The sequence below is a fragment of the Oryzihumus sp. genome, from assembly GCF_054325275.1.
Window position 1 is genome coordinate 1 of the sequence record NZ_JBTCWL010000049.1, and the last position, 22,683, is coordinate 22,683.

The window sequence follows — 22,683 nt, forward strand, 5'->3', positions numbered from 1 at the left end:
AAGGACAAGCTCGACGGCTTCGTACGTCCGCTCCTCGACCTCTCCGTCGAGCGTGTCGCCCGCGGCGAGGCGCCGCTCTTCCAGTCCCACATGTGGGACGGGTCGGCCGTGCCGCTCGAGGAGAACCTCCGGATCGCCGAGGAGCTGCTCGCCCTCACCGCGGCCGCCAAGATCATCCTTGAGGTCGAGATCGGTGTCGTCGGCGGCGAGGAGGACGGCATCGTCGGCGCGATCGACGAGAAGCTCTACACCACGCCCGAGGACGCGCTGGCCACCGTCGAGGCGCTCGGCGCCGGTGAGAACGGTCGCTACATGACGGCGCTCACCTTCGGCAACGTGCACGGGGTCTACAAGCCGGGCAACGTCAAGCTGCGCCCGGAGATCCTCAAGCAGGCCCAGGAGGCGGTCGTCAAGTCCCGCGGCCTGGCCGCGGACGCCAAGCCGTTCGACCTGGTCTTCCACGGCGGGTCTGGCTCGCTGCCGGAGGAGATCTCCGCCGCCGTCGACTACGGCGTGGTGAAGATGAACGTCGACACCGACACGCAGTACGCCTTCACCCGCCCCGTCGCCGGCTTCATGTTCACGAACTACGACGGCGTGCTCAAGGTCGACGGCGAGGTCGGCAACAAGAAGGCCTACGACCCGCGCGCCTGGGGCAAGGAGGCCGAGGCCGGTATGGCGGCCCGTGTGGTCACCGCCTGCGAGAACCTCCGCTCGGCCGGGACCCACGCCAAGTGAGCCAGAACCTGCTCGGCATCCCCGAGACCCGCCTGCCCGAGGACCCGGCCGCGGCGCCCCTGGCCGCGGGGGAGGACCCCGCCGCGGTCGCGGCGGCCCACCCCACCTCGTCCCTGGCCTGGGCCACCCTGGCCGAGGCGGCGCTCGCCGACGGCCGCACCGTCGAGGGCTACGCCTACGCCCGCACCGGCTACCACCGGGCGCTGGACGCCCTGCGCCGCGGCGGCTGGCGCGGCCAGGGGCCGGTGCCCTGGGCGCACGAGCCCAACCGCGGGTTCCTTCGCGCGCTGGCCGCCCTGAGCCGGGCCGCCGGCGCGATCGGCGAGACCGACGAGGAGCAGCGCTGCGCCCAGTTCCTGCGCGACTCCTCGCCCGAGGCTGCGGAGGCGCTCGGCCTCTGATTCCCTGCGCATGACCAGGCGCCGCCGCGTGACCCGTCACACGGCGGCGCCTGGTCTCTGTCGCGCTACTGGCGGGTAACCTCGCAGGGCCGGGCAATCCAGTGGGACGGAGAGCGCTCATGCGCAGGCGGCCGGAGTCAGCCGAGGAGCGGGCCTTCCGCGAGAGCCTTCGGGCCTTCCTCACCGAGAAGGTCCTGCCCCACGTGCAGGAGTGGGAGCACGCCCGGCTGGTGCCCAAGAGCCTGTATGCCGAGCTGGGCGCCCTGGGGGTGACCGGCCTGCAGGTCCCCGAGGAGTTCGGCGGGTCGGGGGAGACGTCCTTCCTCTACAACGTCGCCCTCGCCGAGGAGGTCGCCCGCACCGGCGCGGTGACCGGCGCCCTGCAGCTGCACCTCAACGTGGTGCTGCCCTACTTCCTGGCCTACGCCACGCCATCCCAGCGCGCGCGCTGGTTCCCCGGCTTCGCCACCGGCGAGCTCGTCACCGCGATCGCGATGACCGAGCCGGGGACCGGCTCCGACCTGGCCGGCATCAGCGCCACCGCCGTCCGCGACGGGGACGACTACGTCCTGAACGGAACCAAGACGTTCATCACCGGTGGCATCCAGGCCGACCTCGTCGTCGTGGTGGCCCGCACCTCCCGGGACCCCGGTGACCGCCGGGCGGGGCTGACCCTGCTCGTGGTCGAGGAGGGCATGCCCGGCTTCACCCGCGGGCGCAACCTGGAGAAGATCGGCCTGAAGAGCCAGGACACCGGCGAGCTGTTCTTCGACGACGTGCGCGTGCCGGTGGCCAACCGCCTCGGCGAGGAGGGCCGCGCCTTCGAGTACCTCACCGCCAACCTGCCCCAGGAGCGGATGTCCATCGCCGTGTCCGCGCAGGCCACCTGCGAGCGGGCGATCGAGCTGACCCGCGACTACGTGCGCGAGCGCAAGGCGTTCGGCACCCCGATCGCGTCGTTCCAGAACACCAAGTTCGTCCTCGCCGGGCTGTCGGCCCGGGTCGAGGCGGGGCGTCAGCTCGTCGACGCGGCGCTGGAGGAGCTCGACGCCGGCACGCTGACCGGTGCCGACGCCGCCCGGGTCAAGCTCTACACGACCGAGCTGCAGGCCGAGGTCGTCGACGCGTGCCTGCAGCTGCACGGCGGCTACGGCTACATGCTCGAGTACCCGATCGCCCGGATGTACGCCGATGCCCGCGTCTCGCGGATCTACGGCGGGTCCAGCGAGATCATGAAGTCGATCATCGCCAAGGACCTCGGCCTGTAGCGGGACCACGACTCCAGCCACCCGACACCAGGAGAGAACACCCCATGCGCGACGCCGTCATCGTCCAGGCCGTGCGGACCCCCGTGGGCCGCCGCAAGGGCGCCCTCGCCGGGGCCCACCCGGCCGACCTCAGCGCCATCGCCCTGCGGGGGCTCGCCGACCGGGTCGGCCTCGACCCCGCGCTGGTCGACGACGTCATCTGGGGCTGCGTCTCCCAGGTCGGCGAGCAGGGCTTCAATGTGGGGCGCAACGGCGTCCTCGCCGCCGGGTGGCCAGAGGCCGTGCCGGCCACCACGCTCGACCGCCAGTGCGGGTCCAGCCAGCAGGCCCTGCACTTCGCCGCCGCCGGTGTCATCAGCGGGCAGTACGACGTCGCCGTCGCCGGTGGCGTGGAGTCGATGACCCGGGTCGCCATGGGCTCCAGCGTCGCCAACGGCCCGGGTATGCCGTTCGGTCCCGGCGTCATGGCCCGCTACGACAACGTGGCCTTCAACCAGGGCATCAGCGCCGAGATGATCGCCCGCCAGTGGGGCCTGTCCCGCGAGGACGTCGACGCCTACAGCGTGGCCTCGCACGAGCTGGCCGCGGCGGCCCAGAAGGCGGGCGCGTTCGAGGAGGAGATCGTGCCGGTGCCGCTGGCTGCTGACGGCTCGGTGCTCCTCGACGGCAGCGAGCCGGCGACGACGTTCACCACCGACGAGGGCGTGCGGCCTGGCACGACGCTGGAGGTGCTCGGCGGGCTGCGCACCGCCTTCGAGGAGAACGGCACCGTCACGGCCGGCAACGCCTCGCAGATCTCCGACGGGGCCGGCGCCATGCTGGTGACCACCTCCGAGATCGCCGCCGCGAACGGCTGGACCCCCCTGGCCCGCGTGCACACCGCGGTCCTGGCCGGGGTCGACCCGGTCATCATGCTCACCGGCCCGATCCCGGCCACGGCCAAGGCCCTGGCGAAGGCGGGGCTGTCCATCGGCGACATCGACGCGTTCGAGGTCAACGAGGCGTTCGCCTCGGTGCCGCTGGCGTGGCTGGCCGAGACCGGGGCCGACCGGACCCGGCTCAACCCCAACGGCGGGGCGATCGCGCTCGGTCACCCGCTGGGCGGCTCGGGGGCCCGCCTGGCGGCCACCCTCGTGCACCACCTGGCCCGGACGGGCGGGCGGTACGGCCTGCAGACCATGTGCGAGGGGGGTGGCATGGCCAACGCGACCATCCTGGAGAACCTCACGGCCTGAGGTCGCGGTGAGCCGGCCCCGGACGGGCGGCGCGGCATACCGGCGGTGAACCGGACGCAGAAGGGCCGGGGGCCGGGACCCTGATGAGTCCCGACCCCCGGCACTGCCCCCTGCGGTGTTGCAGGGCCCCTGCGAGAGGGATCCTGCTCTGGCCGGGTGACCTGCGTCCCCTGCGTGTCGATCCCGACCTGTCACGATGATGCACTCTTTCCGCGCCGGATGATGGCCCTCTCCTGCCAATGGCCGTAACCTGCCAAACATGACATCGATCGCTGGCAGGGTTGCCCGCCGCCGCTCGACGGAAGGGACCCTCGTCCCGGGGGGTCGGGGATGAGTCCGTACCTCGCGCCGTTCCGCGTCTCCGAGGCGGCGGAGACCCTCTACCGCCGGATCCTGCGCTCCAGCAGGAGCGACGTCGCCACCCACGCCGCCGAGCTCGGCTGGACGCTGGAGGAGGTCACCACCGCGCTGCAGTCACTCATCGCGATCCGCCTCGTCCGGGAGACGACAGACCACCAGGTGGTCGTCGAGCACCCCCGCGCCGCCCTCGAGCGGCTCATCGACAGCGAGGAGGCGCGGCTGGACTCGCGGCGCCGGGAGCTGTCCGAGGCGCGCAACGCGATCGCGCAGTTCGCTGCCGACCACCGGGTCGGTCAGTCCGACAGCACGGCGACCCGCCGGCCCGCCTGGGAGGAGGTCTCGGCGCAGCTGGCGCCGAGCCTGGTCGAGCACACCATCCGCATCACCAGCGGCGTGATCCGCACCTCCGTCGTCCGGGTGGACGTCGGGCCGGGGCTGGACGACGACACCTACCGGACCGCCCAGGCGGCGGTCGCCGCCGGCCGCGAGCAGCGGGCGCTCTACCCGCTCAGTGCGCTGGAGGACCCGGCGAGCCAGCGCTGGATGCGCGGCTGGTCCGACGTCGGGGAGCAGCAGCGGGTGACCGACAGCCCGCCGAGCGAGTTCGCGGTCTTCGGCGACGAGGTGGTGCTCGCGGTCGCCAGCTGGCACGAACCCACCTCGGACTTCGTCGTCATCCGCGACGAGATGCTGGTCTCGGCGTTCACCACCATGTTCGACCTGGCCTGGTCGGTGGCGCTCCCCGTGCCGGACGCCTCCGTGGAGACCGACGCCGACCGCCGCCTGCTCACCCTGCTCGCCGGCGGCCTCAAGGACGAGGCCATCGCGCGCTACCTCGGCTGGGGCGTGCGCACGGTGCGCCGCCGGGTGGCCAACCTGATGGCCGACCTGGGTGCCGACACGCGGTTCCAGCTCGGCGTCGCGGCGCAGCGCCGGGGTCTCATCGGGGCCGCCCGCGGCGGTGTCGGCCCCGGCGTCCCGACCGGGTGAGTTCGTTCTCCGCCGACCCGAGCCGGTATCGTTCGGGCGCACGGGCCCCGTGCGCATCTGCGGCGGGGCCTGAGCCATTCCCGCACCATCGGACGGGCGGGTGTGCCGTGAGCGATGCGTAGGGAAGGTGGCCCGCATGCCGGCGATCGTGCTGGTCGGCGCCCAGTGGGGCGATGAAGGCAAGGGCAAGGCGACGGACCTGCTCGGCAGCAGTGTCGACTACGTCGTGAAGTTCAACGGCGGCAACAACGCCGGCCACACCATCGTCATCGACGGCGAGAAGTACGCCCTGCACCTGCTGCCCAGCGGCATCCTCACCCCGGGCTGCACTCCGGTCATCGGCAACGGCGTGGTCGTCGACCTGTCGGTGCTCTTCGAGGAGATCGACGCCCTCAACGCCCGTGGCGTCGACACCTCGCGCCTCGTCGTGAGCGCGAACGCCCACCTGATCCCGTCGTACAACCGCGTCCTCGACAAGGTGACGGAGCGCTTCCTGGGCAGCCGCCGCCTCGGCACGACCGGCCGCGGCATCGGCCCGACCTACGCCGACAAGATGTCGCGCATCGGCATCCGGGTGCAGGACCTGTTCGACGAGAAGATCCTGCGCGCCAAGATCGAGGGCGCCCTGGACATCAAGAACCAGGTGCTCGTGAAGATCTACAACCGTCGGGCCATCGAGGTCGACGAGGTGGTCGAGGAGCTCCTCACGTATGCCGAGCGGCTGCGTCCCATGGTCGCCGACACCGGGCTGCTGCTGTCCAACGCCCTCGACGAGGGCAAGACGGTCCTCTTCGAGGCGGGCCAGGCGACGCTGCTCGACGTCGACCACGGCACCTACCCGTTCGTGACGTCCTCCAACGCGACCTCCGCCGGCGCCTGCACCGGGTCCGGGGTGCCGCCGACCCGCATCGACCGGGTCATCGCCATCCTCAAGGCCTACTCCACCCGTGTCGGCGAGGGTCCGTTCCCGACCGAGCTGCACGACGAGATGGGCGACCGGCTGCGTGACGTCGGCGCCGAGTTCGGCACCACGACCGGCCGCCCGCGCCGGTGCGGCTGGGTCGACGCGGTCGTCGGCCGCTACGCCACCCGGGTCAACGGGGTCACCGACTTCGTCGTCACCAAGCTCGACGTGCTGACCGGCCTGGAGACCATCCCCGTGTGCGTGGCCTACGACGTCAACGGCGTCCGCCACGACGAGATGCCGGTCAGCCAGAGCGACTTCCACCACGCGGTCCCGGTCTACGAGGAGCTGCCCGGCTGGAGCGAGGACATCTCCGGCTGCCGCACGTTCGAGGACCTGCCGGTCAACGCCCAGCGCTACATCGAGCGGCTCGAGGAGCTCATCGGCGCCCGGATCTCCACGGTCGGCGTGGGCCCCGGCCGCGAGGCCACGATCGAGCGGCACTCGCTGCTCGGCTGACCCGGCGAGGCGTCGTGGTGGACGAGGTCCTGCTGAGGTTCACCAAGTGGGATGGTCGTGAGCACTGGCTGGCGCCCTTGCGGCGGCTCGGCATCGACGACCACGGCGTGTGGTTGGGCGGTCCCGCCGGCACGGTGTTCACCCGTCCCGAGGTGGTGGCCTACGAGGCGACCGGGCCCCTGGTCATGCTGGTCCCTCCCGGGCGGGCCTGGGTGGCGAGGTTCTACGGGGAGGGGCACCGGCATGACACGCGGGTCTACGTCGACATGGCGACCCCTGCGGTCTGGTCGGCCTCCGGCGACGAGGTGACGATGGTCGACCTCGACCTCGACGTGGTGCGCACGCGCGACGCCCGGGTCTACGTCGACGACGAGGACGAGTTCGCCGAGCACCGGGTGCGGTTCGGCTACCCGCGCGAGGTCGTGCGGATGGCCGAGGCCTCGCGGGACGCGGTCCTGGCCGCGGTCCGCGCCGAGCAGGCGCCGTTCGTCCCGGCGGTGTGGGAGCCGTGGCTGGGCCAGGTGACCTGAGGCCGGTCCGGCGGCGTGGCTCAGCCGGCCTGGGGCTGGGCCTCCGCGTGGCCCCGCTGCTCCAGCCAGGCCAGGGTGATCTCGTCCTTGGCCTCGTCGAGGTCCTTGATGAACCGGGCCCGGCCCAGGTAGCGGGCGGTGAAGCCGATCACGTAGTCGCCCTGGATCACCCCGACCTCGGTGCCGTCGGTGGCGGTCAGGACGACGCACCCGCGTCGCCGGGAGACCACCAGCTCGGGCGTGCCGGCGTGGGGGTCGGCGACAGGGACCCGTGCTGGCGCAGTCGGATCGACCGCCGGCTGCGCGTCGGCAGCCTGCCTGTCGGTGGATGGGGGAGGCGTCGGCGGGATGCCTTCCCGGTGCAGGACGTGCTCTGGTCCGGGGTCCGCGGATCGACGCGGCGCCCGAAGCCGGCGTGGGGTGCGGAGCATGGCTGACTCCTCGGTCGGACGGCACGGAGAATGCCGTAGGCCGAGCGTAGGCAGGACGTAGGGCGACCTACGTCGTCCCCGCGGGTGAGGGCTCGGGGGTGTCGCACACCCCTTCGCCGGAGGCGGCGCTCATGCATCGGCTGGAGAGCCGATCCCAGCCCACCGTTCGGTCAGCCGGCCAGCCCCCGGCGGCTCGGCCGTCCGGGCCCCGGCGGCTCAGCCGATCGGCTCCAGGACGGTCATCCGGTGTGCGGCGCGGGTGAGCGCCACGTAGAGGACCCGGACGCCTCCGGGCGACTCGCGGGTGATCTCCGCGGGGTCGAGGATCACCGTCGCGTCGTACTCGAGGCCCTTGGTGGACATCGGGTCGACGACGTACACGCGCTCCGAGGCATGCTTGCCGAGCGGGGCGGCAAGGTCCTCCCAGGCGCGCGGCGTGATGACCGCGATCGAGCCCTCGACCTCGCCGAGCAGGTCCTCCACGGCGTCGACCAGCCGGTGCTCCAGCTCGGCCACGGGCACACGGACCTCGCGGGGCTGGACCCCGGTCTCGCGCACCGCCCGCGGGATGTCGGCGTCGGGCACCTCGCGGCGCACCACGACCGCGGCATAGTCGAAGATCTCCCGCGCGTTGCGGTAGTTGGTGTCCATGTGGAACGTCCGGCGCTGCTGGGTGCCGAACGCCTCATCCCGGGCGCGCAGCGACTCCGCGCCGTCCGGCCACGAGCTCTGTGCTGCGTCGCCGACGACGGTCCACGAGGCCCACCGGCCCCGGCGCCCGAGCATCCGCCACTGCATCGGCGAGAGGTCCTGGGCTTCGTCGACGAGGACGTGGGCGTACTCCTCCGGCCGCCCGATCCGGCCGTACATCAGGCGTTCGTGCATCGAGTGCGGCGCGACCTCGGACTGGCGCGGCGTGCCCGACGGGGTCAGCCGCTGGGACTGCACCTCCGCCACGCCGTACTGCGACAGGTCGTCGAGCTCCTCGATCTCGTAGAACCCGCGCTCCTCGCGCGGCGCCTCCTTCATCGCGCCGAGTCGCGAGGCGAGGTCGTCGATGAGCGCGACGTCGGCGACCGACCACTGACCGGTCTCCAGGGCCACCTGCATCGAGTCGACGAGCACGTCGACCTCGGCCGGGGACAGCAGCCCCTGGGCGTAGCGCTGGGCACGCTCGCGATCGGCGAGCCAGAGCAGCACCTCCCGCGGGTCGACCGGACGCCACCACTTCTGCATGAACGCGTCGACCTCGAGGTGGTCGGTGAACCGGTCGAGGAAGTCGGACTTCTCGCCGTGCCGGTCGCTGGCCCACGCCGCCTCGGCGAGCGCCTGCTCGGCGGCCTCCCAGGCGAGGTTGCGCTGGTGGTGGCGCAGCACCTGGCTGCGGACCCGGTTGAGGACGGGCGCGTCGAGCCGGATCGGCCGGCCGCCGATGAACGCCCGGAACTGGGTCGGCGCATCCGGGGTGAGGTCGCGCGCGGCGCGGGAGAGCACCTGGCGGATCCGGAGCGACCCCTTGATCGCGGCCGCCTCGTTGGAGTCGAGCCGCTCGGTGGTGACCCCGTCCACGACGTCGCCGAGGGAGCGCAACGTCACGGTCTCCTCACCGAGGGAGGGCAGGACCCGCTCGATGTATGCCGTGTATGCGGCAGAGGGGCCGGCCACGAGGATGCCGCCGCTCTCGAACCGTCGGCGGTCGGAGTAGAGCAGGTAGGCGGCGCGGTGCAGGGCCACCACCGTCTTGCCGGTGCCCGGGCCGCCGGTGATCTCGGTGATGCCGCGGGCCGAGGCGCGGATCGCCTCGTCCTGGTGGCGCTGGATGGTGGCCACGATGTCGCGCATCTGCGCGCCGCGGCTGCGGGTCAGCGCGGCCATGAGGGCACCGTCACCGACGACGACCATGCCCTCGGGGGCCTCGGGGACCATGAGGTCGTCCTCGACCCCGATGACGTCGGCGCCCTTGCAGCGCAGCACCCGCCGGCGCAGCACGCCCATCGGGTCGACCGGGGTGGAGCGGTAGAACGGCGCCGCGGCCGGGGCGCGCCAGTCGATGACCAGCGGCTCGTAGTCGTCGTCGCGGACCCCGAGGCGCCCGACGTAGCGGACCTCGTGGTCCTCCGCGCCGGTGCGGGTCTCGTGCAGCAGATCGAGCCGGCCGAAGACCAGGCCTTCGTACTGCGTGTCGAGCGTGGTCCGGCGGCGGGCGGCGTTGAAGACCAGCGCGTCCCGCTCGAACAGGCCGGTCAGCTCCTCCTCGCGCACGTCACCGGTGCGGTCGGTGCGGCCGCGCGCCAGGCCCTCGGCCTCGACCAGCGAGGCGCGCTCGGCCGCCTTGCCCAGCTCGGCGTAGACACGGTCGACGTGCGCCTGCTCGACCGCGATCTCGTGGGCGACCTCCGCCGAGGGCTGCTTCGGCTGGTGGTTCGACTGGTCCGGCACGGTCACGTTCTCCGCCTGTCGGCTCGTGGTGTGGTCAACGGGGTCGCACGCCAACGTGCGAACGCACGAGTCTAATCTGCCCGCGTGTCCCCATCAGGCGTTCGCCCACCGTCAGGGGAGCCACTGGTCGGCTCCGTCGTCCGTCTCGACGTCACCACCCCCGACGACGCGCCCGGCCTCTTCGCCGCGCTCGACGACGAGCGGGTCTGGGCGAAGGGCTACGGGGGAGGCCCGGCGGGGCGCCCCGCGGACCCCGAGGCGATGCACGCCTGGGTGGCGCGCTCCCTGGCGAACGCCCGGGAGACGGGCCGCACGGCATACACGTTGCGCCTGGTCGCGGACGGCGACCTCGGTGCCGCGGGCACCGTGGTGGGCACGACCAGCCTGGGCGACATCGACCTGGGCAACGAGCGCGCGCACCTGGGCTGGACGGCATACGGCCCGCGGTGGTGGGGGACCGCGGTCAACCCCGAGGCCAAGCTGCTGATCCTGCGGCACGCGTTCGTGGACTGCGGCTTCGGGCGGGTCAAGATCCAGACGGACCTGCTCAACGACCGCTCCCAGGCCGCGATCGCCAAGCTCGGCGCCACCCGCGAGGGGGTCCTGCGCCGGCACATGCGGCGTGCCGACGGGACGTTCCGCGACACCGTGGTGTTCAGCATCCTGCACGAGGAGTGGCCGACCGTGGAGGAAGGGCTGGTCGCGCGGATACGCTCGCTGGCATGACCGACGTCGCCGCCCAGCCCACCGCCGAGGAGCTCGCCCCGCCCACCCCGGTCATCGACCGTGAGGCGGCCCGGCGGGCGTACGACGACGACCGGGCCCACGTGTTCCACTCCTGGTCCGCCCAGGGGGCGCTGACCCCGATGGTGGTGGCTGCCGCGCAGGGCTGCTGGCTGTGGGACGGGGAGGGCAACCGCTACCTCGACTTCTCCTCCCAGCTGGTCAACACCAACATCGGTCACCAGCACCCCGCGGTCGTCGCGGCCATCCAGGAGCAGGCGGGCCGGCTGTGCACCATCGCCCCGCAGCACGCCAACGACGTCCGCAGCGAGGCGGCCCGGCTGGTCACCGAGCGGGCCCCGCAGGGACTGGACCACGTCTTCTTCACCAACGGCGGCGCCGAGGCGATCGAGAACGCCGTGCGGATGGCGCGGCTGCACACCGGCCGGCGCAAGGTGCTCTCCCGCTACCGCAGCTACCACGGGCACACCCAGGCGGCGATCCACCTGACCGGCGACCCGCGCCGCTGGCCCAACGACTCCGGCGCCGAGGGCGTCGTGCACTTCGTCGGCCCGTTCCTCTACCGCTCGCAGTTCCACGCCACCACGGAGGCGGAGGAGTCCGAGCGTGCCCTGGCGCACCTGGCCCACGTGGTCGAGATGGAGGGGCCGGCCACGATCGCGGCGATCGTGCTGGAGACCATTCCGGGCACCGCCGGCATCATGACCCCGCCGCCGGGATACCTCGCCGGGGTGCGCGAGCTGTGCGACCGCCACGGGATCCTGCTCATCCTGGACGAGGTCATGGCCGGCTTCGGGCGCACAGGCGAGTGGTTCGCCCTCGACGGCATCGACGGCGGCGTGACCCCCGACCTCATCACCTTCGCCAAGGGGGTCAACTCCGGCTACGTGCCGCTGGGCGGCGTCATCCTGAGCGACGCCATCCACGAGACGTTCCGCGAGCGCCCCTACCCCGGCGGCCTGACCTACTCCGGCCACCCGCTTGCCTGCGCCGCCGCGGTGGCGACGATCCGCGCCATGGAGCAGGAGGGGATCGTCGACCACGCCCGCCGGATCGGGCAGGACGTCCTTGGCCCGGGCCTGCGCGAGCTGGCCGCCCGGCACGCCGTCATCGGTGAGGTCCGCGGGCGGGGCGTGTTCTGGGCGCTGGAGCTGGTGGCCGACCGGGAGACCCGCGAGCCGCTGGTGCCCTACAACGCCTCCGGCGCGGCCGCGAAGCCGATGAACGACCTCGTCGCGGCGTGCAAGCGGCGCGGCCTGCTGCCGTTCGTCAACATGAACCGCCTCCACGTCGTCCCGCCGTGCATCGTCACCGAGGCGGAGGCCCGGCTCGGCCTGCGCCTGCTCGACGAGGCGCTGGCCGAGGTCTTCGGCGGCTAGTCCGGCTGACCCCGGCGGGACTCCGCTAGATCAACCCGCGCCGGGCGGCCTGCACGCCGGCCTGGAAGCGGGTGCCCGCGCCGAGCTGGTCCATCAGCGCCCGCACGCGGCGCTCGACCGTGCGCTGGGAGACGCCGGTCTGCCGGGAGATGGTCGCGTCGGAGGCGCCGCCGGCCAGCAGCGACAGGATGTGCAGGTCGCGCTTGTCGACCCCCTGGGCCGACATCCGTGAGGTGGGGATGGCGAGGCGCCAGATGGCGTCGAGCGTGGCCCCCAGGGCCAGCACCAACGGCCGGGAGCGGATCAGCAGCGACCCGTGCCCGCTCTCGTCGTACGACGACAGGTCGAGCACCGCGGCGGTGTCGTCGACCACCACGGCGGAGAACGGCAGGTCGTAGGTGAACCGGTACTTCTCCCCGCCCTCGGCGCGGGCCGCGAGGACCTCGCTGGCGTTGTCCCACTCCAGCACCTTGGCGTCGTAGGTGGTCCGCAGGCTGAGCTCGATGCCCTCGGAGGAGTAGCTGCGGTCCCGGTGGCTGGACAGGGGGGCGTCGAACAGCACCCGGGTGCGGGGCGAGATGTTGCGCGCGGTGCGCAGCGACTGCGTGGCAGTGGCCACGATCTCGGCGGTGGCGGTGTGCAGGTCGTCCAGGGAGTTGAGCACCGAGATGCCCTCCAGCCGACGGGCGCTGTCGCTGCGGGCCTGGTAGTAGACCTGGCTGAGCTCGTGCGCCGCGGAGCGGGCCTCGCGGGCACGACGCTCGAGGTTGACCGCGTGCGCCGGCAGCGCCACGTCGGGCGGGGTGGGGTCCCAGCTGCCGTCGGCGTGGACGTCGACCAGTCCGCGCTGCGCCAGGATGCGGACGACCCGGTCGACCGCCTCGCCCTCGATCCCCTGCGCGACGAGCAGCTCCCGGGTGGGGTGGGCGTGCTGGAGGATGGCCAGGTAGACGCGCGTGATCAGGCCTTCGGTGACCGCGTCAGGCGGTTCGGACGCCAGACCGGGAGTGCGGTTGGCGAAGAGTGGGGCCTTCACCACGGCGGTGCCTCCTTCGGGTCCCAGTGCACCCCAGTCCCCTCGGGTGGGGGACCGGTCGAGGTGGCGGGATACCGACATTGACTGTAGTCCGCCAGTCAAAGGGCTTACACCCCTTCGTGATCTTTGCGAGAGTGATGTCAGCCGGCTAGACCGGCCGAGGCGCGAAGAGTCGCCGGTCCCCCCGCCGGGCGACCACGCGCTGGTCGCGGCGTCCCCGGGAGAAGCCCCCCCTGCCTCCCGGGGACGCCGCGCACATCATTTTTCGCCCCTTCCCCACCGGTTTGCCGGGTCGGTCACCTCGTCGTGCCACCCCGGACCGGCGCCACGGCGGCTCCCTTAGGCTCTCGCGGGTGAAGGTTCTCGTCATCGGATCCGGTGCCCGCGAGCACGCCATCGTCCGCGCCCTGACCGCCGACCCCACGGTCGACGCCGTCATCGCAGCCCCGGGCAACCCGGGGATCGACACGATCGCGCTGTGCCGCGACCTGCCAGGCGGCCTGCTCGACGGCCCAGGCGTCGCCCACCTGGCCGCCGAGGTGCACGCCGACCTGGTCGTCATCGGGCCGGAGGCGCCGCTGGTCGCCGGCGTCGCCGATGCCGTGCGCTCCCGCGGGATCGCCTGCTTCGGGCCGACCGCGCAGGCCGCCCGGCTCGAGGGCAGCAAGGCTTTCGCCAAGGAGGTCATGGCCGCCGCCGGCGTGCCCACCGCGCTCGCCCACGTGTGCACGAGCCTGGACGACGTGACCGACGCGCTGGACGCGCTCGGCGCCCCCTACGTGGTCAAGGACGACGGACTGGCCGCCGGCAAGGGCGTCGTGGTGACCCAGAGCCGCGCCCAGGCGGTCGCCCATGCGGCGCAGTGCCTGGCCAAGGAGGGCGGCCGGGTCGTCGTCGAGGAGTACCTCGACGGGCCCGAGGTGTCGCTGTTCTGCCTGACCGACGGCACCACTGTCGTGCCGCTGACCCCGGCGCAGGACTTCAAGCGGGTCGGCGACGGGGACGAGGGGCCCAACACCGGCGGCATGGGGGCTTACTCACCGCTGGACTGGGCGCCCGAGGGCCTGGTCGAGGACGTCGTCGCCCGGGTGGCCCAGCCCACGGTGGACGAGATGCGTCACCGCGGGACGCCGTTCGCCGGGGTGCTCTACGTCGGCCTCGCACTGACCTCCCGCGGGCCGCGCGTGGTGGAGTTCAACGCCCGCTTCGGCGACCCCGAGACGCAGGTCGTCCTCGCGCGCCTGGCCACTCCGCTCGGCGGGCTGCTGCACGCCTGCGCGACCGGCACCCTCGACCAGGTGGGCGAGCTGCGCTGGCACCCCGAGCACGCCGTCACCGTCGTCATCGCCTCCAAGGGCTACCCCGACAGCCCCCGCACCGGAGACGAGATCCACGGCCTGGGCCAGGTCGGCGACGAGGCCTGGGTGCTGCACGCCGGTACCGCGCCCGGGCGCGAGGGCGCCGTGGTTTCCGCGGGCGGCCGGGTGCTGTCCGTCGTCGCCATGGGCGGCGATCTCGGTGAGGCCCGCGACCGCGCATACCGGGCGGTCGACCGGATCAGCCTCGACGGCTCGCACCACCGCACCGACATCGCGCTCGCCGCCCAGCGCGGCGAGGTCTCCGTCCCCACCCAACCTCCCGCCTGACCGGCCGCGTCTTCACCGGTCGCGCACCGCAGGAGGGCGGGCTGCGAGGATGGGGGCCATGACCTCGGTCGCCACCACGCCGCCCGCCCTGCCCGGCTTCGCCCACGTCTACTCCGGCAAGGTCCGCGAGCTCTACGCGCCGGTCGACCCCGGCACAGGCGAGCCCCGCGAGGACCAGCTGCTGCTCGTGGCCTCCGACCGGATCTCGGCCTACGACTTCATCCTCGACACCGAGATCCCCGACAAGGGCGCGGTGCTGACCCAGCTGTCGCTGTGGTGGTTCGAGCAGCTCGCCGACATCCTGCCCAACCACGTCATCTCCACCGACGTGCCGGCCGCGGTCGCCGGCCGGGCGGTGCTGGTGCGCCGGCTCCAGATGGTCCCGGTGGAGTGCATCGGCCGGGCCTACCTCACCGGCAGCGGCCTGGCGGAGTACCGCCAGACCTCCTCGGTCTGCGGCGTCACCCTGCCGGAGGGGCTGGAGGACGGCTCGAGGCTGCCGGAGCCGATCTTCACGCCCACGACCAAGGCGCCGGTGGGCGAGCACGACCAGCCGATGACCTTCGCGCAGGTCGAGGCGGAGGTCGGGGCCGACCTGGCCTCCCGGGTGCGTGACCTGACCACCGCGATCCTGGCCCGCGGCAACGCGGTGGCGGCGGAGCGCGGGATACTCCTGGCCGACACCAAGGTGGAGTTCGGGCTGGACCCGGCCGCCGCCGACGAGGCGGGCCGGCCGGGCATCGTCCTGGCCGACGAGGTGCTCACCCCCGACTCCTCCCGCTTCTGGCCGGCCGACCAGTGGCAGCCGGGGCGAGCGCAGCCGTCCTACGACAAGCAGTTTGTCCGCGACTGGCTCACCTCCCCGGCCAGCGGCTGGGACCGGCACTCCGGCGAGGCGCCGCCGCCGCTGCCGGAGGCGATCGTCGAGCAGACCCGGGCCAAGTACGTCGAGGCCTACGAGGCGCTGACCGGGCGCCGGTTCGGCTGAGCGGCGGACCGGTCGCCCGCCGGGTGGATGCGCCGTCGGGGCCCCCGACGTCGGCGGTTATCCTCAGGGCGACCCCGCACGCCAGGCCCGGCAGGGCCGCGCCCCGAGGAGCACCTCGCATGGGAACCGTCGTCATCGACGTGATGCTGAAGTCCGAGATTCTCGATCCCCAGGGGCAGGCCGTCGCCGGCGCACTCCCGCGGCTCGGGTTCACCCAGTTCACCGACGTCCGCCAGGGCAAGCGGTTCGAGCTGACCGTCGACGGCGAGGTGACCGAGGAGGTCCTCGCCGCCGCCCGCGAGGCGGCCGAGAAGCTGTTGTCCAACCCGGTCATCGAGGACGTCGTCCGCGTGGCGGAGCTGACCGACGAGACCGCCGGGCAGCCCGCATGAGGATCGGGGTCGTCACCTTCCCCGGGTCGTTGGACGACCACGACGCGACCCGGGCGATCCGGGTCGCCGGCGGTGAGCCCGTCGCCTTGTGGCACGGCGACGCCGACCTGCGCGGCGTCGACGCCGTCGTGCTCCCCGGAGGCTTCTCCTACGGGGACTACCTGCGCTGCGGCGCCATCGCCCGCTTCGCCCCGGTCATGGACGTGCTCGTGCCGGCCGCGAAGGGGGGCCTGCCGGTGCTCGGCATCTGCAACGGCTTCCAGGTGCTGTGCGAGTCGCACCTGCTGCCCGGCGCGCTGATCCGCAACGACCACCGCAAGTTCGTCTGCCGCGACCAGGTGCTGCGGGTCGAGAACACCGCCACCGCCTGGACCTCCGACTTCGCGCAGGGCCAGGAGATCACCATCGTGCTCAAGAACGGCGAGGGCGGCTTCGTGGCAGACCAGCGCACGCTCGACGAGCTCGAGGGTGAGGGTCGGGTGGCGTTCCGCTACGTCGTGCGCGACGGCGACGGCCTCGGCGGCCGCAACCCCAACGGGTCCTACCGCGACATCGCCGGCGTCACCAACGAGCGCGGCAACATCGTCGGGCTCATGCCGCACCCGGAGCACTGCGTCGAGCCCGGCTACGGCCCCTCGCTCGACGGCCTGCCCTTCTTCACGTCCGTCCTGACCTCGGTGGTGAACGCGTGAGCACCCTGGAGACCAGCCACAGCAAGCCCGCGCTCGACACCGTCTCGGCGGCGTCCGGCACGCCGGAGGTCGAGCAGCCGTGGGCCGAGCTGGGCCTCAAGCCCGACGAGTACCAGCGCATCCGCGACATCCTCGGCCGGCGTCCCACCAGCTCCGAGCTGGCGATGTACTCGGTCATGTGGTCGGAGCACTGCTCCTACAAGTCCTCCAAGGTCCACCTGCGCCAGTTCGGCGACAAGACCACCGACGCGATGCGCGAGAAGCTGCTCGTCGGCATCGGCGAGAACGCCGGCGTCGTCGACATCGGCGACGGCTGGGCGGTGACCTTCAAGGTCGAGAGCCACAACCACCCCTCCTACGTCGAGCCCTACCAGGGCGCGGCCACCGGCGTCGGCGGCATCGTCCGCGACATCATGAGCATGGGCGCCCGCCCGCTGGCCGTGATGGACCCGCTGCGCTTCGGCGCCCTGGACCACCCCGACACCCACCGGGTGCTGCCCGGCGTCATCGCCGGCGTGGGCGGCTACGGCAACTGCCTGGGCCTGCCCAACATCGGCGGCGAGGTCGTCTTCGACTCCTGCTACCAGGGCAACCCGCTGGTCAACGCCCTGTGCGTCGGCGCCATGCGGGTGGAGGACATCCACCTGGCCAAGGCCTCCGGCGTCGGCAACAAGGTCGTCCTGTTCGGCGCCAAGACCGGCGGCGACGGCATCGGCGGCGTCTCCGTGCTCGCCTCCGAGACCTTCGACGAGGGCGGCCCGACCAAGCGCCCCGCGGTGCAGGTCGGCGACCCGTTCGCCGAGAAGGTGCTCATCGAGTGCTGCCTGGACCTGTATGCCGCGCACGTGGTCGACGGAATCCAGGACCTCGGCGGCGCCGGGCTGTCCTGCGCGACCAGCGAGCTGGCCTCCAACGGCGACGGCGGCATGCGGGTCCACCTCGACCTGGTCCCGCTGCGCGACGCGACGCTGCGCCCTGAGGAGATCCTCATGAGCGAGTCGCAGGAGCGCATGATGGCGGTCGTCGAGCCCGGCAAGCTCGAGGAGTTCCTCGCGATCACCCGCAAGTGGGACGTCGAGGCCACGGTCATCGGCGAGGTCACCGAGGGCGACCGCCTCGAGGTGCTCTGGCACGACGAGGTCATCGTCGACGTGCCGCCTCGCTCGGTGGCCCACGACGGCCCGGTCTACGAGCGCCCGCTGGAGCGGCCGGCATACCTCGACGGCCTGCAGGCCGGCGGTCCGCAGGACCTGCCCCGCCCCACCACCGGTGACGAGCTGCGCGACACCCTGATCCGCCTCATCGGCTCGCCGAACCTGTGCGACAAGTCGTGGGTCACCGACCAGTACGACCGCTACGTCCGCGGCAACACCGCCCTGGCCATGCCCGACGACGCCGGCGTGGTGCGGGTCGACGAGGAGAGCGGCCGCGGGGTCGCCATCTCGACCGACTGCAACGGCCGGTTCGCCAAGCTCGACCCGTATGCCGGGGCGCAGCTCGCGCTGGCCGAGGCCTACCGCAACGTCGCGACCGCCGGGGCGACGCCGCTGGCGATCACCGACTGCCTCAACTTCGGCTCGCCGGAGGACCCGGGCGTGATGTGGCAGTTCGCCGAGGCGGTGCGCGGCCTGGCCGACGGCTGCCAGCAGCTGGGCATCCCGGTGACCGGGGGCAACGTCTCGTTCTACAACCAGACCGGTGACGTGGCGATCCACCCGACCCCGGTGGTCGGCGTCCTCGGCGTGATGGACGACGTGGCCCGCCGCACGCCCTCGGGCTGGAAGACCCCGGGCCAGGTCATCTACCTGCTCGGCACCACGCGCGAGGAGCTGGCCGGCTCGGAGTGGGCCAGCGTCATCCACGACCACCTCGGCGGGCTGCCCCCGCGGGTCGACCTCGACCTCGAGCGCCAGCTCGGCGAGATCCTCGTCAACGCCTCGCGCGACGGCCTCATCGACGCCGCGCACGACCTGTCCGACGGCGGCCTCGCGATCGCCCTCGCCGAGGCCACGCTGCGCCACGGTGTCGGCGCCCGGGTCTGGCTGGAGGAGGTCTGCGAGCGCGACGGCATCGACGCGTTCACGGCGCTGTTCAGCGAGTCCACCGCCCGCGCGATCGTGGCCGTGCCTCGCTCGGAGGAGGTGCGGTTCACCGACATGTGCTCGGCCCGCGGCTTCGCCCACGCCCGGATCGGCGTCGTCGACGACCAGACCGACGGCCTCGACGTGCAGGGCCAGTTCCAGCTCGGCCTCGGCGAGCTGCGCGAGGCGCACACGGCGACCCTGCCGGCGGTCTTCGGCCGCTGACCACCCGGCATAGCCCGACCGGACACCGCCCAGCCCGCGTTTGCGGCCCCTTCGGGGGTCGGGAAGGCGGGCTGACGCGTGTCCGGTGGAGGCCTCACGGCCGGGGCTCAGCTGCCGGCGAGGTGGTCCAGCAGGTGCGGCACGCAGCCGGCGATCTCCCGCGCGAGGAAGCCGACCGTGCCCACACGGGCTGCCAGCTCGTCCCCGGCCAGGGCGTGCAGGTGCCCACCCCAGCAGGCGGCCTGGGCTGGGTCGGCGCCCCGGCTCAGCAGCCCGGCCACCAGCCCGGCCTGGACGTCACCGGAGCCCGAGACCCCCAGGCCCGGCCCGCCGGCGTCGCAGGTCCAGGTGCGTCCGTCGGGGGCGGCGACCGCCTTGCCCTGGCCGCCGCACAGGACGACGGAGCCGGTCGCCTCGGCCAGCTCACGGGCCGCGGCGACCGGGTCGTCGTCCGCCCGGTCCTCGGGCACGTCGAGGGTCTTGGCGAGCTCGTCGGGATTGAGGGTGAGGACGGCGCGCCCGTCGAGGTGGCGCAGGCCGTCGCGGTGGGCGGTGACGTAGGCGGAGGCAAGGGCGTCGAGGACGGCGGCGCCTTCCAGTCGGGGCACCAGCGCCTCGAGCAGCTCGCGGGAGGCGTCGACGTCGGAGAAGCCCGGGCCCAGCAGCACCGCGTCGACACCGCCGGCGAGCTCGAGCACCCGGTCGGCGGCGTCCGCCGGGTCCAGCGACCCGTCCCGGGTCGTCGGCAGCGGCACGACCAGCGCCTCGGGCAGGGCCACGGCCAGGGCGGCGGCCACCGGCTCGGTCGTGGCCACCTGCAGCTTGCCGGCCCCCGCGCGCAGGACCGCCTCGGCCGCGAGGAGCACGGCACCCGGCGTGTGGGCGGTCCCGCCCACGACGAGGGTCCGCCCTCGCGACTCCTTGTCCGTGCCGGGAACGGGCAGCGACCACCCGCGCAGCAGGTCGGTGGTGATCGGCGTCGGCGTGCTCAACTCAGCCGCCATGGGTGGCCTCCCTCGCCCGGCCCGGTTCGGTGGTCTGCGGGACCTCGGCACGCTCCAGGGCCGTGGTGTCGGCGAACTGCACCAGCCGCATGCCGGTGCCGGTGGATCGGTAGGAGGTGATCGAGCAGTTCGGCAGGTCGGTGGTGCGGTCGACCTCGAGCAGCTCCTGCTCGGTGAGGTGCTCCAGGACGTAGCGGAAGCTCATGATCACGGCCTGGTGGGTGAACAGCCAGACCCGCCGGCCTTCATACCCCTCGCGCAGGTCGCCCAGCAGCGAGCGGACCCGCAGCGTGACGTCGCACCAGCTCTCCCCGGACGGAGGCTTGTAGTAGAACTTGCCCTGCCGCGCGCGGCGCTCGGCCTCCGCGGCGTACTCCTCGCGGATGCCCGCCGAGGTGAGCCCGTCGAAGGCACCGAGGTCGCGCTCCCGCAGTCGTTCGTCCAGCACCAGGTGGTCGGTGCCCCAGGCGTCGAGCGCGGCCTGTGCCGTCTGGGCGGCGCGCCGGTACGGCGAGCTCACGACGAGGTCAGGTCGGTGGTCATCGTCGTCGGCGACGAAGGTCGCGACCGCGGCGGCCTGACGACGCCCGGTGTCCGACAGCGGCGTGTCGGCGTCACGGAAGTCCAGGTCCAGGCGCGCGGCCCCCCTGCGACCGGCCTCGGCCGCGGCGATGTTGCCGACGCTCTCCCCGTGCCGCACCAGCACGATCTCCGCGGGCCAGCGGCGGGAGACGACCAGCTCTCCTCGTGGCATGGGCCTCATCCTGACCCAAAGACGCACCGCCCGCGACGGCAGCTAGCCGGGCGAGCCGCGCCCGAAGACCTGGTGGACCCGGCGCAGCTCGCGCAGCCGCGGCTCGGACTGCCCACGGACCCAGCGGCCGACGGTGCGCACCGAGACGCCCAGCTGGCGGGCCGCGGCCTCCTGGGACAGGCCCTGTCGCTGCAGCACCTCGGCGATCCACGCGGCGAACGAGCTGGGCACCGGCGGGTAGCCCTGCGTTGCGTCCACCAGCTGCTCGGTGCTGAGGACCTCAACCTCCACCTCGTCGGGGAAGATCCGCACCGCGACCTGGAAGGAGCCGACCCCGGGGCGGGCCGAGGCCAGCAGCGCCTCGCCGATGGAGTCCTGGATCGCCCGCGGGCCGGCCGGCTCGAGGTCGAGTCCGGCGAGGGTCTGGTCCAGGAACTCCTGGGCCTCGACCCAGGAGGCGGGCCGGGCTGCAAAGGCGCGGCTGACCACGACGACGGGCGCGACCAAGGTCCCGGCGCCGTCGCCGGGGAGGGGCTCGGCTGCCGGGTCGGCGTCGGGGGGTTGGGCCATCGCAGGTCCCCTCCGGGTGGGGCTACGTCATTCACGGTAGCCGTGGCGACGACGGTGGTGGAAGCGGCGGATCCGGTTGCGAGGTCGGGGATTCCGCGATTGGCGGACCGTCGCAGAAATGTCCGGACACGTATGTCCTGCCCGCCGGCCAGGCCGTCCTATGCTCCGGAGGAGGAGGTGCCTCGGGACCCGAGCACCTGCCGCCGGGGATGACGACAGGAGCCCGCGCGCCGGGACGCCCACTGTGATCGCACAGGAGGGTGGTGGCCACAGATGTCGACAGCCACGCAGACGTCGACGGGGACCGCGGGGACGACGGAGCCGGTGCTCCACGTCCTGTGGATCAACGCGGGACTGAGCTGCGACGGGGACTCGGTCGCGCTGACCGCCGCGACCCAGCCGAGCGTGGAGGAGATCGTCCTCGGCGCGCTGCCGGGCCTGCCGAAGATCCAGGTGCACTGGCCGCTCATCGACTTCGAGTGCGGCCCGGAGCAGGGCGCGGACACGTTCATCGAGTGGTGGCACAAGGCCGACCGCGGCGAGCTCGAGCCGTTCGTCCTCGTCGTCGAGGGGTCGATCCCCAACGAGAAGATCAAGTCCGAGGGCTACTGGTGCGGCTTCGGCAACAACCCGGCCACCGGCCAGCCGATGACCACCTCGGAGTGGCTGGACCGCCTGGCCCCCAGGGCCACCGCCGTCGTCGCGGTGGGGACGTGCGCGGCATACGGCGGGATCCACGCCATGGCCGGCAACCCGACCGGCGCGATGGGCGTGTCGGACTACCTGGGCTGGGGCTGGAAGTCCAAGGCGGGGCTGCCGATCGTCTGCGTGCCCGGCTGCCCGGTGCACCCCGACAACCTGTCCGAGACGTTGGTCTACCTGCTCTACCAGGTCGCCGGGCAGGCGCCGATGATCCCGCTGGACGAGGCGCTGCGCCCGCGCTGGCTGTTCGGGGCGACCGTCCACGAGGGCTGCGACCGGGCCGGCTACTACGAGCAGGGCCAGTTCGCCACGGAGTACGGCACCCCCGAGTGCCTGGTCAAGCTCGGCTGCTGGGGGCCGGTGGTGAAGTGCAACGTGCCCAAGAGGGGCTGGATCAACGGGGTCGGCGGCTGCCCCAACGTCGGCGGCATCTGCATCGCGTGCACGATGCCGGGCTTCCCGGACAAGTTCATGCCGTTCATGGACGAGCCGCCCGGCAGCAAGGTCTCGGCCGGCGCCAGCACGATGTACGGCACGGTCATCCGCCGGCTGCGCGGCATCACGATGAACACGGTCGACAAGGAGCCGAAGTGGCGCACCAAGGGGAACGTGCTGCAGACCGGCTACACCAAGTCCTGGTGACGGAGGGCGGACC

General features: G+C 73.0%; 21 protein-coding genes. 15 read left to right on the top strand and 6 right to left on the bottom strand.

The annotated features are described in order from the left end of the window. From fbaA to ACXVGS_RS13160, 7 genes are all read left to right on the top strand, one after another. Positions 1-738, top strand: a 738-nt coding sequence (gene fbaA, locus ACXVGS_RS13130; RefSeq protein ID WP_458537034.1) for a class II fructose-bisphosphate aldolase, incomplete at its 5' end; no start/stop codon positions are given. Continuing rightward, positions 735-1,139, top strand: coding sequence for a DUF3151 domain-containing protein (locus ACXVGS_RS13135; RefSeq protein ID WP_458537035.1), 405 nt, complete (start codon positions 735-737; stop codon positions 1,137-1,139). The genes fbaA and ACXVGS_RS13135, both read left to right, overlap by 4 nt. A 119-nt stretch (positions 1,140-1,258) precedes the next feature. Then, the gene (locus ACXVGS_RS13140) at positions 1,259-2,407 is read left to right on the top strand and encodes an acyl-CoA dehydrogenase family protein (RefSeq protein WP_458537036.1); all 1,149 of its coding nucleotides are present in this window, start codon (positions 1,259-1,261) and stop codon (positions 2,405-2,407) included. Between the two features lie 44 nt (positions 2,408-2,451). Beyond that, entirely contained in the window at positions 2,452-3,642 is a 1,191-nt protein-coding gene (locus ACXVGS_RS13145; RefSeq protein WP_458528905.1) for a thiolase family protein, read from the top strand. Between the two features lie 330 nt (positions 3,643-3,972). Further along, positions 3,973-4,992 (top strand): response regulator transcription factor, encoded by a 1,020-nt coding sequence (locus tag ACXVGS_RS13150; protein ID WP_458532723.1) that lies wholly within the window; start codon positions 3,973-3,975, stop codon positions 4,990-4,992. A 136-nt stretch (positions 4,993-5,128) separates the two neighbouring features. Next, positions 5,129-6,415: an adenylosuccinate synthase gene (locus ACXVGS_RS13155; RefSeq protein WP_458528903.1), complete on the top strand. Its 1,287-nt coding sequence runs from the start codon at positions 5,129-5,131 to the stop codon at positions 6,413-6,415. Between the two features lie 14 nt (positions 6,416-6,429). Then, positions 6,430-6,945, top strand: coding sequence for a DUF402 domain-containing protein (locus ACXVGS_RS13160; protein WP_458532870.1), 516 nt, complete (start codon positions 6,430-6,432; stop codon positions 6,943-6,945). A gap of 20 nt (positions 6,946-6,965) precedes the next feature. On the opposite strand, the gene ACXVGS_RS13165 is transcribed toward ACXVGS_RS13160, so the two are convergent. Next, positions 6,966-7,376, bottom strand: coding sequence for a hypothetical protein (locus ACXVGS_RS13165; protein ID WP_458528901.1), 411 nt, complete (start codon positions 7,374-7,376; stop codon positions 6,966-6,968). A 216-nt stretch (positions 7,377-7,592) separates the two neighbouring features. After that, entirely contained in the window at positions 7,593-9,815 is a 2,223-nt protein-coding gene (locus ACXVGS_RS13170; protein WP_458537037.1) for a HelD family protein, read from the bottom strand. Between the two features lie 84 nt (positions 9,816-9,899). On the opposite strand from ACXVGS_RS13170, the gene ACXVGS_RS13175 reads away from it, so the two are divergent. Then, positions 9,900-10,541, top strand: a complete 642-nt coding sequence (locus ACXVGS_RS13175; protein ID WP_458535631.1) for a GNAT family N-acetyltransferase — start codon at positions 9,900-9,902, stop codon at positions 10,539-10,541. After that, positions 10,538-11,938, top strand: coding sequence for an aminotransferase class III-fold pyridoxal phosphate-dependent enzyme (locus ACXVGS_RS13180; protein ID WP_458528898.1), 1,401 nt, complete (start codon positions 10,538-10,540; stop codon positions 11,936-11,938). The genes ACXVGS_RS13175 and ACXVGS_RS13180 overlap by 4 nt, the downstream gene beginning before the upstream one ends. Positions 11,939-11,963: 25 nt before the next feature. Here ACXVGS_RS13180 and ACXVGS_RS13185 read toward each other — a convergent pair whose 3' ends face one another. Further along, positions 11,964-12,977: a response regulator transcription factor gene (locus tag ACXVGS_RS13185; protein ID WP_458537038.1), complete on the bottom strand. Its 1,014-nt coding sequence runs from the start codon at positions 12,975-12,977 to the stop codon at positions 11,964-11,966. Between the two features lie 350 nt (positions 12,978-13,327). Between ACXVGS_RS13185 and purD the strand changes: the two genes are divergently transcribed. From purD to purL, 5 genes are all read left to right on the top strand, one after another. Further along, a complete protein-coding gene (gene purD / locus ACXVGS_RS13190; RefSeq protein WP_458528896.1) occupies positions 13,328-14,620 on the top strand; it encodes a phosphoribosylamine--glycine ligase in 1,293 nt (430 codons plus the stop codon). 58 nt (positions 14,621-14,678) lie between these two features. Then, positions 14,679-15,608, top strand: coding sequence for a phosphoribosylaminoimidazolesuccinocarboxamide synthase (locus tag ACXVGS_RS13195; RefSeq protein WP_458528895.1), 930 nt, complete (start codon positions 14,679-14,681; stop codon positions 15,606-15,608). Positions 15,609-15,727: 119 nt separating this feature from the next. Beyond that, entirely contained in the window at positions 15,728-16,000 is a 273-nt protein-coding gene (gene purS, locus ACXVGS_RS13200) for a phosphoribosylformylglycinamidine synthase subunit PurS (RefSeq protein ID WP_331110878.1), read from the top strand. Beyond that, positions 15,997-16,692, top strand: coding sequence for a phosphoribosylformylglycinamidine synthase subunit PurQ (gene purQ / locus ACXVGS_RS13205; protein WP_458528894.1), 696 nt, complete (start codon positions 15,997-15,999; stop codon positions 16,690-16,692). The genes purS and purQ overlap by 4 nt, the downstream gene beginning before the upstream one ends. Positions 16,693-16,697: 5 nt before the next feature. Beyond that, entirely contained in the window at positions 16,698-18,998 is a 2,301-nt protein-coding gene (gene purL, locus ACXVGS_RS13210) for a phosphoribosylformylglycinamidine synthase subunit PurL (RefSeq protein ID WP_458537043.1), read from the top strand. A 107-nt stretch (positions 18,999-19,105) separates the two neighbouring features. On the opposite strand, the gene ACXVGS_RS13215 is transcribed toward purL, so the two are convergent. Genes ACXVGS_RS13215 through ACXVGS_RS13225 form a run of 3 tightly spaced genes read right to left on the bottom strand, consistent with a single transcriptional unit; the run spans position 19,106 to position 21,326 of the window. Continuing rightward, positions 19,106-20,002, bottom strand: a complete 897-nt coding sequence (locus ACXVGS_RS13215) for an NAD(P)H-hydrate dehydratase (protein ID WP_458532868.1) — start codon at positions 20,000-20,002, stop codon at positions 19,106-19,108. Beyond that, entirely contained in the window at positions 19,992-20,756 is a 765-nt protein-coding gene (locus tag ACXVGS_RS13220; protein WP_458528892.1) for a histidine phosphatase family protein, read from the bottom strand. The genes ACXVGS_RS13215 and ACXVGS_RS13220 overlap by 11 nt, the downstream gene beginning before the upstream one ends. A 42-nt stretch (positions 20,757-20,798) precedes the next feature. Beyond that, positions 20,799-21,326, bottom strand: coding sequence for a helix-turn-helix domain-containing protein (locus ACXVGS_RS13225; protein WP_458528891.1), 528 nt, complete (start codon positions 21,324-21,326; stop codon positions 20,799-20,801). Positions 21,327-21,599: 273 nt separating this feature from the next. Here ACXVGS_RS13225 and ACXVGS_RS13230 point away from each other — a divergent pair, with 273 nt between their 5' ends. Then, a complete protein-coding gene (locus ACXVGS_RS13230; protein ID WP_458537039.1) occupies positions 21,600-22,670 on the top strand; it encodes an NADH-quinone oxidoreductase subunit B family protein in 1,071 nt (356 codons plus the stop codon). Positions 22,671-22,683: the final 13 nt, after the last annotated feature.